The organism is Hymenobacter lapidarius, from assembly GCF_001816145.1.
Lineage (GTDB): Bacteria > Bacteroidota > Bacteroidia > Cytophagales > Hymenobacteraceae > Hymenobacter > Hymenobacter lapidarius.
Window position 1 is genome coordinate 21,549 of sequence record NZ_MDZB01000033.1, and the last position, 15,271, is coordinate 36,819.

At 62.9% G+C, this 15,271-nt stretch carries 13 protein-coding genes and 2 pseudogenes; 6 read left to right on the top strand and 9 right to left on the bottom strand.

Annotated features, from left to right (window positions below; translation table 11 throughout):
- Positions 1-108: 108 nt before the first annotated feature.
- Positions 109-711 (bottom strand): Riean_0653 family protein, encoded by a 603-nt coding sequence (locus tag BEN47_RS01310; protein WP_070724396.1) that lies wholly within the window; start codon positions 709-711, stop codon positions 109-111.
- A 231-nt stretch (positions 712-942) separates the two neighbouring features.
- On the opposite strand from BEN47_RS01310, the pseudogene BEN47_RS22785 reads away from it, so the two are divergent.
- Both BEN47_RS22785 and BEN47_RS21890 read left to right on the top strand, forming a co-directional pair.
- Positions 943-1,302: pseudogene (locus BEN47_RS22785) on the top strand (carboxypeptidase-like regulatory domain-containing protein); the annotation flags it as partial.
- Positions 1,303-2,375: 1,073 nt separating this feature from the next.
- Complete coding sequence (locus BEN47_RS21890; RefSeq protein ID WP_239691464.1) at positions 2,376-3,197, top strand: TonB-dependent receptor domain-containing protein; 822 nt, start codon at positions 2,376-2,378, stop codon at positions 3,195-3,197.
- Positions 3,198-3,344: 147 nt separating this feature from the next.
- Here the strand turns inward: BEN47_RS21890 and BEN47_RS01320 are convergent, their stop codons facing one another.
- Positions 3,345-6,209: a DNA methyltransferase gene (locus BEN47_RS01320; RefSeq protein WP_070724398.1), complete on the bottom strand. Its 2,865-nt coding sequence runs from the start codon at positions 6,207-6,209 to the stop codon at positions 3,345-3,347.
- A gap of 216 nt (positions 6,210-6,425) precedes the next feature.
- Between BEN47_RS01320 and BEN47_RS01325 the strand changes: the two genes are divergently transcribed.
- Entirely contained in the window at positions 6,426-7,136 is a 711-nt protein-coding gene (locus tag BEN47_RS01325; protein WP_083321995.1) for a hypothetical protein, read from the top strand.
- A 128-nt stretch (positions 7,137-7,264) separates the two neighbouring features.
- Here the strand turns inward: BEN47_RS01325 and BEN47_RS21895 are convergent, their stop codons facing one another.
- On the bottom strand, positions 7,265-7,819 hold the full coding sequence (locus BEN47_RS21895) for a hypothetical protein (protein WP_070724399.1): 555 nt from the start codon (positions 7,817-7,819) through the stop codon (positions 7,265-7,267).
- On the opposite strand from BEN47_RS21895, the pseudogene BEN47_RS21900 reads away from it, so the two are divergent.
- From BEN47_RS21900 to BEN47_RS01345, 3 genes and pseudogenes are all read left to right on the top strand, one after another.
- Positions 7,778-8,349: pseudogene (locus tag BEN47_RS21900) on the top strand (sensor histidine kinase). The gene BEN47_RS21895 and the pseudogene BEN47_RS21900 sit on opposite strands and share 42 nt — an antisense overlap.
- Before the next feature lie 89 nt (positions 8,350-8,438).
- On the top strand, positions 8,439-9,239 hold the full coding sequence (locus BEN47_RS01340; RefSeq protein ID WP_070724401.1) for a LytR/AlgR family response regulator transcription factor: 801 nt from the start codon (positions 8,439-8,441) through the stop codon (positions 9,237-9,239).
- A 198-nt stretch (positions 9,240-9,437) separates the two neighbouring features.
- Positions 9,438-10,139, top strand: a complete 702-nt coding sequence (locus BEN47_RS01345; protein ID WP_125921438.1) for a hypothetical protein — start codon at positions 9,438-9,440, stop codon at positions 10,137-10,139.
- A 10-nt stretch (positions 10,140-10,149) separates the two neighbouring features.
- On the opposite strand, the gene BEN47_RS01350 is transcribed toward BEN47_RS01345, so the two are convergent.
- The 6 genes from BEN47_RS01350 to BEN47_RS01370 form a co-directional block, all read right to left on the bottom strand.
- Positions 10,150-11,262 carry an AMP-binding protein gene (locus BEN47_RS01350; RefSeq protein WP_083321998.1) on the bottom strand — a complete coding sequence of 371 codons (1,113 nt, stop codon included), beginning with the start codon at positions 11,260-11,262 and terminating at the stop codon, positions 10,150-10,152.
- Positions 11,263-11,345: 83 nt separating this feature from the next.
- Positions 11,346-13,103 carry a DUF885 domain-containing protein gene (locus BEN47_RS01355; RefSeq protein ID WP_070724403.1) on the bottom strand — a complete coding sequence of 586 codons (1,758 nt, stop codon included), beginning with the start codon at positions 13,101-13,103 and terminating at the stop codon, positions 11,346-11,348.
- Positions 13,104-13,165: 62 nt separating this feature from the next.
- Entirely contained in the window at positions 13,166-13,615 is a 450-nt protein-coding gene (locus BEN47_RS01360; protein WP_070724404.1) for a hypothetical protein, read from the bottom strand.
- Positions 13,616-13,717: 102 nt separating this feature from the next.
- A complete protein-coding gene (locus BEN47_RS21905) occupies positions 13,718-13,936 on the bottom strand; it encodes a hypothetical protein (RefSeq protein ID WP_239691465.1) in 219 nt (72 codons plus the stop codon).
- Positions 13,937-14,365: 429 nt separating this feature from the next.
- Positions 14,366-14,503, bottom strand: a complete 138-nt coding sequence (locus BEN47_RS21250; protein ID WP_158010787.1) for a hypothetical protein — start codon at positions 14,501-14,503, stop codon at positions 14,366-14,368.
- A gap of 20 nt (positions 14,504-14,523) precedes the next feature.
- Complete coding sequence (locus BEN47_RS01370) at positions 14,524-15,111, bottom strand: hypothetical protein (RefSeq protein ID WP_070724406.1); 588 nt, start codon at positions 15,109-15,111, stop codon at positions 14,524-14,526.
- Between the last annotated feature and the right edge of the window lie 160 nt (positions 15,112-15,271).

The window sequence follows — 15,271 nt, forward strand, 5'->3', positions numbered from 1 at the left end:
CCGTGAATGGGTAACAAGTGGAAAAACAAACGTACAAACTGAACCCACGGACCAGGTTGCGCCAAAGTTAGCCAGGACCAGCGAAACTGGAGCGCCTTTAGGGCGTGCCTAGTACCTCACATCGAACCGGCCGTCGGTGACGGCCAGGGAATCAGTAGCGCTGTAAAGCACGCCGGAAAATGTGCCGCTCACGATGCGCTCCTGGCGGTCGAGCTTGCGGATGAGTAGGCGCACGGGGCGGCGGGCGGTGCTGCGGTAGCCCCGGTACGGAATCAGGTCGATGGCTTCCATGCTTTCGGCTCTTTGGCCGGGTGGCATCCGGACAGTATCGGCCCCGAGCAGACGCAGGCCGCCCAAGGTGTCGGAAAGTAAAAACGTGAAGCTGATTTCGCGGTCGTAAAATTCTATGCTGTTGCGTACGCCCGTCATTGCGCCCCGCACCGTGAGTAGCGGCGGCACCGCACTAGCCCTATATACCTGCAGCATGTTGGGTTGCCAGCTGCTGCCGAGCGGACCTTTCAATTGTTGGCTGCCCAGCACGGTCCACTTCTGCGCGCCCAGTACGCAGCCCAGGGTGTTGGCCCCGGTTTCGGTGTAGGCCGGCAGCTGGGCGCGGGCAAATCCCTCGCTGTTGTCGTACTCTTTGCACCCCGTGGTGCAGGCGCTCATCGACAGCAGGCTGAGGCAGGTGAGGAAATGCCGGAAGCGCATGGTAGGGGAGGGAAGTGTGAAAAGCCGAAAATACACACGAACCAGGGAAGGCGTACCCTGCCGCCATCGGGCCCCGGCTGGCCGGCATGGCCGGCAGACCAGCCGCCCCCGAAAAACGCCGGTCTGACCCGCACGACGGTTCATCCGCTTCATCCGACATTTCGGTAGCACGGAGTTGAACCCGAGCCGGACGGGCCAACACCTTTGGACCACTACTTACCCGCCGGTCCTATGAAAAAGCTACTCCTGCTGCCGCTGCTCCTGCTGCTGAGCGCCGCCCGCCCCGTCGTCGCCCAGGCCCCCGTTGCCCAGGCCCAGCCTGTTCCAGCCGCTTCCACGCGCCTGACTGGCACTGTGCGCGATGGCGCCGGCCAGCCGCTGCCGGGCGTGAACGTCTTTTTGAAAACCACCTTCGACGGCGCCAGCACCGACTCGCTGGGGCGCTTCCGCTTCGAGACCCGCCAAACGGGCCGCTTGGTCCTGATGGTGACCCTCATCGGCTACGAGCCGCTGGAGCTGCCGGTGCAGCTGGGCCAGGGCGCTGTCGCGCTGCCCAACATCAAGCTTAAAGCCAGCCGCGCCGCCCTGGGCGACGTGGTGGTGACGGCCGGCGCCTTCGAGGCCAGCGACGAAAAGCGGAGCAGCGTGCTCAAGCCGCTCGACATTCTGACCACGGCCGGCGCCCTGGCCGACGTGGCCGGCGCCCTCAACACGCTGCCCGGCACCAGCCGCAACGGCGAGGAGGGCAAGCTGTTTGTGCGCGGCGGGGCCGCCGGCGAAACCAAGCAGTTTCTTGACGGGCTGCCGCTGCAAAGCCCTTACGGCGGCACGGTGAGCGGCACGCCCGCCCGGGGCCGATTTGCGCCCACGCTCTTCAAGGGCACGGTGTTCAGCACCGGGGGCTACTCGGCCGAGTACGGGCAGGCGCTGTCGGCGGCCGTGATTTTGAACACCCAGGACCTGGCCCCGGAAACTCAGACGGGCATCACGCTGCTCTCGCTGGGCTCGGTGGGTTTGTCGCAGCAGCAGCGCTGGGAGCGGGCGTCGGTGGCCGTGGCGGGCGACTACTTCAACATGAAGCCTTACTTCGGCGTGGTGCCGCAGCGGGTGCTCACGGCCATGGAGTCGGGCAGCGGCTCGGTGGCGTACCGGCAGCGGACGGGCGAGGCGGGCATGTTCAAGGCCTACGGCGCTTTCACCACGGCCCACACCGGCGTGCGCACGCCGGCCGTGGACTGGCAGCACGGCCGCCCCGTGGACCTGCAGAACCACAACGCCTACCTGAACACCAGCTTCCGCAGCCCCCTGCGCGGCGGCTGGAGCGTGAACACCGGCCTGGCCGCCACCCGCGACGAGCAAACCATTGCCTTGGGCACCCAAGGCCCGGCCGCCGACATCAGCCACGTCCGCGAATTGGAGGAGTCGGTGGTGGGCCGCGTGGTGCTCACCAACGACTCGGTGGGCACCTACTGGAACCTGAAAGTGGGCGCCGAAGGCCTGGGCCAACGCTTTGCCCAGCAGGCCCGGCAGCAGCACGCCGGCCAGGAAACCGAACTGCCCCGCCGGGCATTTGATGAGCAGCGGGCCGCCGCTTTTGCCGAAGCCAACATTTCCTTCAGCAGTAAGCTGGCCGGCCGGGTGGGGGGGCGGCCGAATACTCGGCCGTGCTGGGCCGCTGGAACGCCGCCCCGCGCCTGGCCTTGGCCTACCAACTCAGCGAAGCCAGCCAGCTCTCGGCCGCCTACGGGCAGTTTTACCAGACGCCCGCCAACGACCTGCTGCTCTCGGCCCACGGCAACGACGCGCTGCGCTTCGAGCGCGCCGACCACTACCTGCTCACCTTCCAGCGCATTCGCGCCGACCGCACGCTGCGCGTGGAAGGCTACTACAAGAACTACGACCACCTCACCCGCTTCGACGCCGCCACCCAATTTCAACCCACGGCCTACCAGAGCACCGGCCGCGGCTACGCCCGCGGCCTGGATTTTTTCTACCGCGACCGCAAAACGGTGAAAAACCTGGACTACTGGGTGAGCTACGGCCTGCTGGACACCCGCCGCCAGCAGCGCACCGACCCCGTGCTGGCCGTGCCCACCTTCGCCGCCCGCCACAACCTCTCGCTGGTGGGCAAGTATTGGGTGGGCAAGCTGCACACGCTGGTGGGCGCCACCTACGGCTACACCAGCCCGCGCCTGAGCTACGACCCCAGCTTCCGGGCCGTGCGCACGCCTAGCTTCCAGGACCTGAGCATGAACTTCAGCTACGTGACCAGCATCAAGCGGAACCTGACCATCGTGCACGTGTCGTGCTCCAACCTGCTGGGCCGTGAGAATGTGTTTGGCTACCGCTACGGCGCCGCGCCCAGCGACCAGGGCACCTACCAGCGGGTGAGCGTGACGCCCTCGGCCCCGCGCATGGTGTTCGTAGTGCTCATGGTGAGCATCAACAAGGCCCGCCCGGCGGATACGAGCGTGGCCCCGGAGTAGCGCGAATGCGCCATTGCCTGAAAAAGAACGTCATGCTGAGCGGAGTCGAAGCATCTCTACCGCGCAAGTAAATGGCTTACTACTGCGGTAGAGATGCTTCGACAAGCTCAGCATGACGTTCTTTTTGCTGCTTGTTGAGCCTGCACTTTATGCCTGTTTCACTGATTGGTTGCCGCGCTGCTTGGCCGGAACCGCTGCGGCCGGGGCCAACGGGGCGCTCAGGGCGGCGTAGCGCTCGAAGAGGTGCTGCACCCGCTCGGTGTCGTGGGTGAAGCGTTTGGCGCGGTAGAGGCGCTCGACGCGGGCGTCGAGGGCGCGGTGGGCGGCGCGGAGGTCGGGCGGCATGGCCAGCGGGTCGTAGAGGTCGGCCAGGGTGCTGCCGGGGTGGGCGGCGCGGGCATCGAGCACGGCCTGGGCGGCGGCTTCTACCGCCTGCCGGGCCTCCTCGCTGGGCTGCGTGGGCCAGGGAAAATTGTTGTAAACGATGTCTTTCGAGTAGCCGTAGTCGCTTTTCAAGCGTCCGCCTACATAGCGTAGCCAAGCCATGTGCATGGCGGAGGTAAGCACGCCGAAATGATAAGAGCTAACGCTAGAACACGTATAAACTTTATTGCTGGCAATAATATCAGGAGTTAGAAAACCAATAGGAACGTAATGCCGATTGATAGTGCTGAATGCCGGAACAGCCAAGTAGTTGGTTGTTGGCTGGCGGTTTTCGCCAAAGAGTAGTGGTGTGCCAGCTAAGCGCTGGGTGGCATCTCGGGGGCTGGCAGCACGGTAATCACGAATAGCACGGGCTTTCTCCTGTAGAATGGGCGAGTTGCGTATTATTTGGGGTTCCACATTTGGCAGCCAGAGGCACCATCGACTTTTGCCATTGATGTACTCCTCGGCCCCCTTAAACGGCCGCACATAAGGCGCAAGTGCTGGTTCGGCGGCAAGCAATTCGGCTCGTTTAGTATCATTAAGCAGCAAGTGGCCGCCATCGTTGGGCATTGAGCCAAAGGCCAGCGCCGGTACGTCGCTTATCGGGCGGCTACGGCTGGGCAGCAATACGGTGGGTGCATCTACGAGGTAGGGGTTGAGTTGCGCGGCGGCTTGCTCATGCGGGGCGGCACCGGGATTATCGTACAGAAACAGCCGCTTATTAGCTATTTCCTGCGGCCCAAACCCGACGATGATGCAATGCACGGCCGCGTTGCGCTTGCCTTCGTTGCGCCACTGAAACGTTTGGTGGGCAAACTGCAACTTCATCCCGAAGCGGTTGAGAATTGGCCCCCACAAGATGCTCACCTGCTCGCCCTGCGTGATGGAATTGGTGCTGACCAACGCAGCGCGGGCCGTGGTGCCGTGCAGGTATTCGGCCGTTTTTAAAAACCAGCAGGCCACGTAATCGAGCGCGCTGGCACCTTTCACGCCCTGAAAAATACGGGCCACGTCGGCTTTCTGCACCGCCGATTGGTATTGCTTCCCCACAAACGGCGGGTTGCCCACCACATGGGTGGCCTGTTCGCGGGGCAGCACGGTGTTCCAATCGGTTTGCAAGGCGTTGGCGTGGACGATGTGGGCGCCCCGGCGCAGCGGAATGCGCGCCAGGTACTGGCCGAAGCGGGTGGAGAAGCGCTGGTTCATCTGGTGGTCGACGAGCCAGAGGGCCACCTCCGCGATGCGGGCCGGAAACTCGTCCACCTCGATGCCATGCATCTGGTCGGCGTTGAGGCGCACCTCGGTTTCGGGGCCGAGGGGGAACTGAATCACCTCGTCGGCGGGGTAAAACACCTCCAGGATTTCCATTTCGAGCAGGCGCAGCTCGCGGTAGGCCACCACCAGGAAGTTGCCGCAGCCGCAGGCGGGGTCCAGCAGGCGCAGCTCACTCAGGCGGTTTTGCAGCTTGCTCAGGCGGTTGTCGCGGGCGGTGCCGGCGGCCAGGGTTTTGAGGTGGGCCAGCTCAGCGCGCAGCTCATCGAGCAGCAACGGCCCCAGCGCCTTCAGAATATTTTGCTCGGAGGTGTAGTGCGCGCCCTGGGTGCGGCGGGCGGCCGGGTCCATCACGCTCTGAAACAGCGAGCCGAAGATGGCCGGCGAAATCTGGCCCCAGTCGAGGCGGGTGGCATCGAGCAGCAGCTCGCGCATGGTTTCGGAGAAAGCCACGGTGTGCAGCGGGCCTTTAAATAGGTCGCCGTTCACGTAGGGAAACTCGCGCAGGTGGGCCGGCAGGGCGGGCGGGCGCTGGTCTTCGGGGGTGTCGAGCACCTCAAACAGCTGGTGCAGCAGGGGGCCGAGCTGCTGGCCGCGCGGGCCGGCGTGCTGGCTTACCAGGTCCATGAAGCTGGCGCGGGGGAAGATGTCGGTGTCCTCGGCAAAGAGACAGAAGAGCAGGCGCACGAGGTAGCGCTCCAGGTCGGTGCCGTGGTAGCCGGAGGCGGCCAGTTGGTCGTGCAGGCGGCCCATGCGCTCGGCGGCGGCGCGGTTCACGGGGTCCTGCTCCTGGTAGCTGCGCTGCTGGTAGCCGGCCATGAAGCCGAACAGCCGGACGTGCTTGCCCAGGTCGGCCACCTGAATTTCGAGGTGGTCGGCGGGGGCGGGGTACACGGTGGCCCCGCGCAGGTCGTAGAGGCGCAGGCGGGCAAAGTCCGACACAAACACGTACTGCGGCTTTTCGTGGTCGGGCAGGCCGCCAATGTATTCCAAGGCCTGGCGGTAGGCGTCGTTCAGGTCGCGATGGCGGCTTTTGCTTTCGCCCAGCAGCACCCCCGGCCAAAACAGGTCGATGCGGCCCCGGCCCAGCGCGGGGGCGGGCTCCTGCACCAGGCCGGCGGCCAGGGTGGGCGCGTGCTTGCTCACGTTGCGCTCAAACTCGGCCACCTTGCGCCGCGTGAGGCCGAAGACGTGGAAGAACTCATTCCAGAAGGTCTGGGCTTCGGCGTGTTCGCGGGTTTCGTCTTTCCAGTCGCGGGCAAAGGCGAGGGCGCGCTGGCGAATTTCGGGCCAGGCGAGGGGAGCGGCGGGCATAAAGCGGGGTGGGGTAGGGATTGGGGCGGGAAAGGTACGGGGTGAACGCGCAGGGCGACCGGTGTTCCGGGAAATCCAACGCCCCATCCGCCTCATCCGACGCTTCGGTCACAGAAAGTTTCGGGCGCTGCCGTGGGCCGCCACCTTTGAATCATCAACGCCGGCAATGAGGTCGGCAGCTGTTTCACATCATTCATCTTCACTCATTCCCAAGCCATGAAAAAGCACTTTCTTCTCCTCGCCCTGGCGGCTACTTCGTTTTCCGCCGCTGCGCAGCCGGCTGCCGGAACTCCGGCGGCGCCTGCTGCCGCTTCAGCCCCGGCCGGCTACACCGAAATGATGGCCGCCACCATCAAGGAGCTCAACAGCACCGGCGACCCCGCCCAGCTCAAGCAGCTGGCCAGCAAGTTTGAGCGCGCCGGCGCGGCCGCAGCCACCGACTGGCTTCCTCAATACTACCAGTCTTACGCCCTGCTGCTTACCTGCTTCCAAAGCAAGGAAGAGGGCGACGTGAAGGACAAGTACCTCGACCAGGCCGAATCCAGGCTGGGCCGCGCCCGCAAGCTGGGCGGCGACGAGGCCGAGCTGCTGGTGCTGCAAGGCTACATCCACCAGGCCCGCCTGGGCATTTCGCCCATGCTGCGCTCTTTCAAATACTCCACGCTGGCAAACGAAGCCCTGGCCCAGGCCAAAAAGCTGAACCCCGCCAACCCGCGCATCTACCTGGTGCAGGCCAACAACCTCTACTACACGCCCAAGATGTTCGGCGGCGGCCCGGAAGTTGCCAAGCCCATTTACGACGAAGCCAAAACCCGCTACGCTGCCCACAAGCCCGCCCATGCGCTGCTGCCCAACTGGGGCGAGCGCCAGCTGCTGGGCCGCTTGAAGGCCTATGAGGCGGCCGGCGCCCAGGCTACTGCGAAGTAGTGGTGTGCCTGGTGGTTGAATCGGTCATAGTCCAAGGGGCCAGGGGATGAGGCGCACGCGAGGCCGACCCATCAGGAGCAAGCCGGACTCTTCAAGCTCCCCCGCGCTGCGGCCCCAAAATTTCTTCGTCATTTGCGGTTGACTTTACTTCTATGAATGACACTTCGTTTGGGGCCACCGCCCGCTTGCTCATGCCCCGCTGGCTCCGCCTGGTGCTGACGCTGCTGGCCATTTCGGTGGCCGTGACCCTGCTCATCAACCGGCCCGATGAGGACGAGCTGTTGGTTAATTTCCTCATTACCCTGGCCTACACGGGCTCGCTGTGGTTTGCCAACGACGGCGCCGTGGCGTGGCTCGACCGGTTCGTGTCGTGGCGCGCCGCGCCGGTGCAGCGGTTCCTGCTCACCATCACGGTGTCGCTGCTGGTGTCGCTGGTGGCGATTTTTCTGGTGAACCTGGTTTTCCGGACGATGTATTTTCACCAGCCCGCCCGCGTGATGTTTACGGCGGCGGTGTGGGAGGATTTTGTGTTTCCGCTGATGGTCACGGTGCTGCTGTCGCTGTTTCAGCACAGCCGTGCGTTTTTGCTGAAGTGGCGCGAAGCCGCCATTGAGGCCGAGCGGCTGGAAAAGGAAACCGCTGTGGCCCGGCTCGACTCGCTGCGCCGGCAGGTCGACCCGCATTTTCTGTTCAACTCCCTCAACGCGCTGACCTCGCTGGTGGAAGAAAACGACCCCGCGCGGCCGTGCGCTTCATCCGTCAGCTCAGCCAGGTGTACCGCTACGTGCTCGACAGCGAAACCCAGGAGCTGGTGCCGCTGGCCGACGAGCTGCGCTTTGCCGACAGCTACCTGTTTCTGCAAAAGACCCGCCTGGGCGACGCCCTGGCCGTGGACATGGACCTGCCCCTGGCCCCGCCGCTGGCCCCGCTCTTCGTGCCGCCGCTGGCCCTACAGCTGCTGCTCGAAAACGTCATCAAGCACAACACCGCGTTTCAGGCTGACCCTTTGCGTATTGCGGTGCGGCTGGACGTGGCCGGCGGCACGCTCACGGTGCGCAACACGCTGCGGCCACGCCGCCTGAACGAGAACGAAACCTCGGGCCTGGGCCTGCGAAACCTGGTGGCCCGCTACGCTTTCTTTACGGATAAACCCGTGGTGATAGCGAGGGAGGGCGGCGAGTTCGTGGTCACGTTGCCACTGCTGGTTTTGTGAGGTAAGCTTCAGCTTGCCGTTTTTCTGACTACCTGACTACTGTTGCCTTACCGCCCGTACCCCTACGGCAAGCTAACGCTTACCTCACCATGCTCCGCGCCCTCATTGTCGAAGACGAACCCCTTGCCGCCCGCCGCCTCGCCGACCTGTTGGCCCGCCCGCCCGAGCCGCTCGAAATCCTCGGCACGGCCGAATCGGTGGCCCAGGCTGTGCAGTTGCTGCAAGCCGGCCCTGCCGGGCACGGCCCTACGCCCGATGTGCTGTTCCTGGATATTCATCTGGCTGATGGGCTGAGCTTTGAGATTTTCGAGCAAACCGACGTGCGCTGCCCGGTCATCTTCACCACCGCTTACGACCAGTACGCGCTGCAAGCTTTCAAGGTGAACAGCGTGGACTACCTGCTCAAACCCATCGACGAAGAGGAGCTGCGCGAAGCCCTGCGCAAGCTGCGCGCTCGCCTGCCCACCGCCCCCATGCCCGCCTTCGACCCCGCGTTGCTCACCCAGCTCATGCAGCAGATGCAGCAGGGCGCGCCGCCCGCCGCCAGCTACAAAACGCAGTTTGTGGTGCGCGTGGGCGAGCACCTGAAAGTGGTGCCCATAGACCAGATTGCCTATTTCTTCAGCCTCGAAAAAGCCACCTTCCTGCAAACCACCGAGGGCCGCAAATACGTGGTGGACTACACCATGGACCAGCTCGAAACGCTGCTGGACCCGCGCCGCTTCTTCCGCCTCAACCGCGCCTACCTGGCCCAGCAAACCGCTATTCAGGACATCATTCACTACACCAACTCCCGGCTGCAAACCGTGCTCAAACCCACCGCCCCCGACGCCCAGGTGCTGGTGAGCAGGGAGAAGGTGAACGTGTTTAAGAGCTGGCTGGACAGGTAAGAGACTTCTTTTTCAGCCTATTGGCTGATCGGGCGCGACGGCTGTATTATTGCTGGCCATGCGCCCCGGTCCAGCGACCCGGAGGCCGTGGGAGCCACCCTTAACGCTGCCCTGGCCTTATAACACCTGCGCCACCGGGCCGGTTGTGCAGCAGCAGGCAGCAACGCTGCCCTGCTGTTTCTACGTACTTCGCCCACCATGTTACCCCATTTACCGTTTTTGGCCGGACTGTTCCTGTTGGCACAAGCTGCCCGCGCCGCGCCGCGCCAGGCCGCCGCCCCCGCCGATACCGTGGTGGGCCGCCGGGCGGTGCCGCGCATCGAGCACCGCCGCCTCGTGGTACAGTACGACTCCCGCTATGCCATTCTCAACTACCATTTTACCACCATCAACGGCCTGAAACTGGGCGTGGAGTTTAAAAACCGATTCCGGACCGGCGCCGCTATCTATTTTCTCAGCACCGGCGTACCCACCCGCCGGGCCCGGCCCGAAAACGCGTCGCCCACGGCTGTGTCCGAAATCCGTTTCCGCTACTTGGCCGGCTACGCCGAGTACGTGCTACTCGAAACGCCGCGCTGGGAAATCAGCACCAACCTCCAGCTGGGCATGGGCTCCACCTACGTGCTCTACGCTACCCCCGAAGGCAAATTCTTCAAAACGCCCCACGATTTTATGGGCGTGGTGGAGCCCTCGGTGGCTGGCCACATTCGCGTGTTTCGGTGGGCGGGCTTTGGCGCGGGGGCTGGCTGGCGGCAGCCCGTGCTGGTAGACCCGACCATCCAGCGCGAGCTCAACGGGCCTGTTTTCCACGTGCGCGCCAAGCTGTTTCTGGGCGATTTGATAAAGGTGGTGCGGGGCCGGCAGCGGCTGTTTACGCAGGAAGGCCTGCGCAGCGAGTAGGGCCGCTGACCTACTCGGCGGGGCTGATTTGCCGTAGGGTAGCGGGCCGGTCGAGCTTGCCGGTGGGGGTGGTTTGAAATTCGGGCACGTAGCGCAGCTGCCGGGGCTGCTCGTAGCGGCCCAGCCGCGCGGCCAGCAGCTCGCGCAATTGTTGTGCTCGTGCCGCCGAAAGGGCAGGCCCCTCAATAAACGCCGTCACGGCCTGGCCCAGCCGCTCATCGGGCTGGCCGGCCACGAAGCAGCGGCGCGACTCCCCGATTTCGGCCAGGGCCACATCGAGCACCAGCTCCACTTTTTCGGCCGGCACCTTCACGCCGCCGGAGTTTATCACAAAATCGGCCCGGCCCAGCCACTCAAAGGTATGGGCGTCAAGCAGCTGCACCTGGTCGTTGGTGACGATGAGCTGGTCGTCGGTGATGTCGCCGCGCAGGGTGAGGCAGCCGCGCTCGTCCTGGTCGGCCGCAATGCCGGTGAGCACGCGGTAGGCCGTGGTGGCATCGGGGCCGTTGAGGCGGCGCAGGGCCACGTGCGAGCAGGTTTCGGTCATGCCGTAAGTGTGGTACACGGGCGCCCGTAGCGCGCCAATGGCGGCGGCCAGCGCGGGGTCCACCACGGCCCCGCCTACCAGAATGGCCTTCATCGCCTCCAGCCGGCCTGCCTGGCCGGCCTGGAGCAGGGCCCGCAGCTGCAGGGGCACAAAGGCGGCAAAGTCAAATTCGGCGTCGGCGGGCACCAGGTCCAGCGGATTGCCCTGCGGCTCCACAATGGTGAGGTGCAGGTTGCGCTCCAGCCCGCGCACCAGCATCATCATGCCCCCGATGTATTCGCAGTTCAGGCAGACCAGCGCCCGGTCGCCCGGCCCGAGGTCGAAGAAGTCGCCGGTGCGGCGGGCCGAGGCTTCGAGCTGCCGCCGCCGGAGCGTGAGGGGCTGGGGCGTGCCCGTGCTGCCCGAGGTGGTGAGCCCAAACTCCTGCGTGCCGGTGAGCCACTGCCGCACAAAATCCAGCACCCTGGCCTCGTAGCCGTTCACGGGCACGGCCAGCTGGGCGGGGTATTGTTGGATGGCGGCGTAGGTAAACTCGCGGCCGTTGAGCAGGAGGGAAGTGGGCAGGGCAGTGGTCATGGCGCAAAACTACTTGCCTGCGGGCGCATGCGCCGGCGCACGGTTCGGTAAGCGGCAGGGTTGCGGCCGGCGCGGGAAGGTCGCTACCCTTTCTTCTTTTGGGCGCGCGCCTGCTGCTCGGCAATAAAGCGGTCCGTCATCTTTTCCAGAATGGCCAGGGTCACGGCGCCGTTGGAGAGCACCATGTCGTGAAAGGCGCGCACGTCGAAGTCGTCCTTCAAGGCACTTTCGGCCCTTTTGCGCATTTCAATGATTTTCAGCTCGCCCATTTTGTAGGACAGCGCCTGCCCGGGCCACAAAATGTAGCGCGTCACCTCCGTGTTTACCTCGTGCAGGGAAAGCGCCGTGTTGTCGGCCAGGTAGGCCACGGCTTGCTCCCTGGTCCAGCCCTTGGTGTGAATGCCCACGTCGATGACCAGGCGGCAAGCCCGCCACATCTCATACGTCAGCCGGCCAAACAAGCTGTACGGGTCCTTATAGAAGCCCATTTCGTGACCCAGGTATTCGCTGTACAGGCCCCAGCCTTCGCCAAAGGCGTTGATGTACAGGTTACGCCGGAACTCGGGCAGGTTGCTCAGCTCCTGCGTCAGGGCAATTTGGAGGTGGTGGCCCGGCACCGCCTCGTGCAGCGTCAGCGCCTCCAGGGTGTAGAGCGTGCGGCTGGGCAAGTTCGACGTGTTCACCCAGTATTCTCCGGCCCGGGTGCTGCTGATGGGCGCCCGCGAATAGCGGCCCGCGGTGTAGTTCGGCGCCAGGAATTCGGGCACCGGCACCACCGTAAACGGCTGCCGGGGCAGCTTGCCAAACAACGCAGGCAGCTGGCCCTCCACTCGTTTGGCGATGAAGGCTGCGTCTTTGAGCAGCTCATCGGCCGTTTTTGGCTGGAACTGCGGGTCGGTGCGCAAAAAGGCAATAAACTCCTTGAAGTTGCCCTTGAATTTCACGTCGCGGATAACCGTTTCCATCTCGCCCTTTATCCGCGCCACCTCCTGCAAACCAAGCTGGTACACCGCCTCTGAAGAGAGGTTAGTGGTGGTGTAGTGCCGCACCCGGTCCTCGTAATACGCCCGCCCGTCCGGAAACCCCGAAGCGCCGAGGGTGGACCGGGTTTTGGGCAGGTACTCGCGGTCGAAAAACGTCTTGATTCGCTGGTAGCTGCTGATGACGTCCTTAGTAATAACGGCGCGGCCCCGGTCCTGCAAGGCCACCCAGTCAGCTTCGGAAATGGCCGCTGGCTTTTTGGCAAAGGGCTTCCAGAAAGTCGATTCTTCGGGCGTGGCCACGATGTGCTGGGTGTAGCTCGTTTCGTAGCCCTTCATAGCCTCCCGGGGCTGCGTAATGCCCAGCGCAATGCCCCGGCGCATAAGCTGCAGGTTTTCGTCCACGAACCGGGGAATGTCCTGCAACATCAGCAGGTACTGCTCGGCGTCTTTTTTGGTGCTGATGGTGGTGCCGCCCCGCGAGGCCAGCTGGGAGTGGAAGCCGGCATCGGTTTGCAGGGGGTTCAGGTACGATTTGTACCGGTATTCGCCCAGCTCGTCCAGCACCTGGTGGTTCAACAATTCCAGGTTTATCCCGTCTTCAAACGAGAGGCTCTGCTTGTTGATGCCCTGCAATTGGGCGGCTATTTTCTGATAAAACAGGCCTTTGGCGGAAAACGAGCTTTCGGTTTGGGCACGCAGCACGTGGTTGCGGCTGCTGTCGGCGCGGTACTCTTTTTTCTCAAATGCCTTTATGGCCGCCAGGGCCGCGGCCATGTCTTTCTGCAGCGCCTGCGGTTGGGCCTGCAGCCCGGTGGTGCCCAGCAGGCAGTAGCATACAAGGAGCAGCGGTAATCTCATAAGCGGGGCCGGGGGCCGATTACTGTGCCTGAACGGCAGGAGCACAGCGGTGAAAGTAAGGCTTAGCGCAGCAGCCATTGCTGGTAGCTTTTAGCGGAGGGCGTGAGCTGCCAGCCCAGGGCCACCAGTACGCCCACGCAGGCCACCAGGTCGAATACCTGGTGGGTGATGGCGTAGGAGGCCAGCAGCGGCAGCGCGGTCAGGCTCAGCAGGCTATTGCGCAGGAACATTCGCCCGAGGTAGATGCGTAGGTTTTCTTCGGCGGGGCGCCGGATGTTGGGCCGCAAGCGCCGGAAAATCAAGTACGCCAACACGCCCAGCAGGGGCACCACGCCCCCCAGCAGCAACAGCACCGGCCAAGTGGCCAGGCGGGGCTCCAGGGTGGGGCCTACTGCGGCGCGCTGTCCGGCCAGCAGCACCGCGCCCCCCATCAGCAGGGTTTGCAGGGGGTAGTGCAGCCAGTGCACCCACCGGATGCGGCGAATGGCGCGGTGAAAATCAGCGTCCGTCATGGCCACAAAAGAAGCGGGTCTTGCCCGCCCCGCAAGCCCGCCCACCCGCTATTTTTTTGTTTGCGGGGCTGCACAACGTCGTAACAACCAATCCCTGGCAGCTCAGAAGCCAGCTTCCAGCGCGCGCTGCTCCTCCAGCAGGACTCGCCGGGTTTCGTATCCTTCGGCCACCTTCAGCTGCTGCCCGATGCTGACGAAGCGGGCCGCGAAAGCCACAAACTTCTCCGTGCCCTCGCAGTGGCGCAGCCAGTCGGCAAAGTCGGCCAGCTCGGGCTCCTGGCTCGAATAGGAGAGCAATTCCGCCATGTAAGGCGTTTCCATATTGGAGCCTTCCCACATACCGCGCGTACCAGTGGGCGCCCAAAAAACCGGTCAAACAGGTAGGTATTGCAGCAGAAAGTCTGGGCGGCCTTGCGCTCCGCATCTTTCAGCCGGTTGTTTTTGAACAGCAGAATGGTCCACTCAAACAGGAAATCGGGGTAGCCGATGTCGTCCCCAAAGTTTTTGTCGAACCAGCGCGTGTAGCGCAGCCCGCCCGCGTAGTCGCCTAGCCGCACGTACAACTTGGGCGGCAAGTAGCGGTAGCCCCCGCTGTCGTCGTACCAGCCGAAGCGGCGTTTCTCGGCGGCCAGTCGGCGCTTCACGCCCGCTATTTGGGCCTGGAGCCGTTCGGCTTGTTTGGGTGTGAGGGGTTTATTCATCCGGTTTCGGTGGGGTTGCGGGCCGGCGCATTCGGCCGGTTTGGGTACCTCAATTTACCGGGTAAAACGTGGCCCGCACCTCGGCTAGGTAGTCGTGAAAGCCCCAGCCGATGCCGCTGGTGTCGCGCACGACCTGCGCCGTACGGGCCGCAAATTGGGCCAGCAGCTTCTCCTCCACAAGGCTCATAACTAACTGCTTGACAGACGTCAGGCTCTGACCTCGTACAGTAATCCAGAGTCGTGAGCCGTTACAAAAAGTGGCACTTTCCCCCAATTCGCTTTTTGAGTGATAGCTAGTTTTCGTGCTTCTTTGAAAAGCTCATGCAATCTTAGAATTATTATTAGCTCACAAACTTCAAATGCTTCCGTCAAAGCTTCATCACTCCCTTTGTCATTCTCTAAATAGTCTCTATAAGCTTCTTGCAGCTCCTCTAAGCCATTAATTACCATGCTTTTTTCTGACGGTACATCATAGTCGGCTAACCAATCAAAATCATCAAGTCCTCCCAATTCTGCAAAAGCAAATAAGTCAACAAACCATAAATCATAGTTTATAGTAAACCCATTCATTTCGGCATAAAGGGCTTTAACATCAATTTGCTCCCTTGCAGATTTGTAGAAAAGTTCTAAATATTCGCTCAATCCTACGGCTAAGTGTTTCAAGTCTTTGCCTAAGATTTTGTGAAAATCCGTTTTAGGTAATTCTGATAATTTATCCTCAGCAAGATTAATAGCTTCATCAAGCTTGTTGTTCGTTACAAGCTCATTTAATGCGTCGTCTAAGTTGAATTCCATGTATGTCTGTTGTTTTGTATTGAGGTTGTTATTGTTGAATTAATACACTATTTGCACTGCTCCAGCGTCAAGCTACACCAGTTGTGGCAATCTACCCAAATGAGTCCAAATCCCGCAACTGCATTTCGTGTTTACACTCTCAGTAGGCGCAACCCCGACC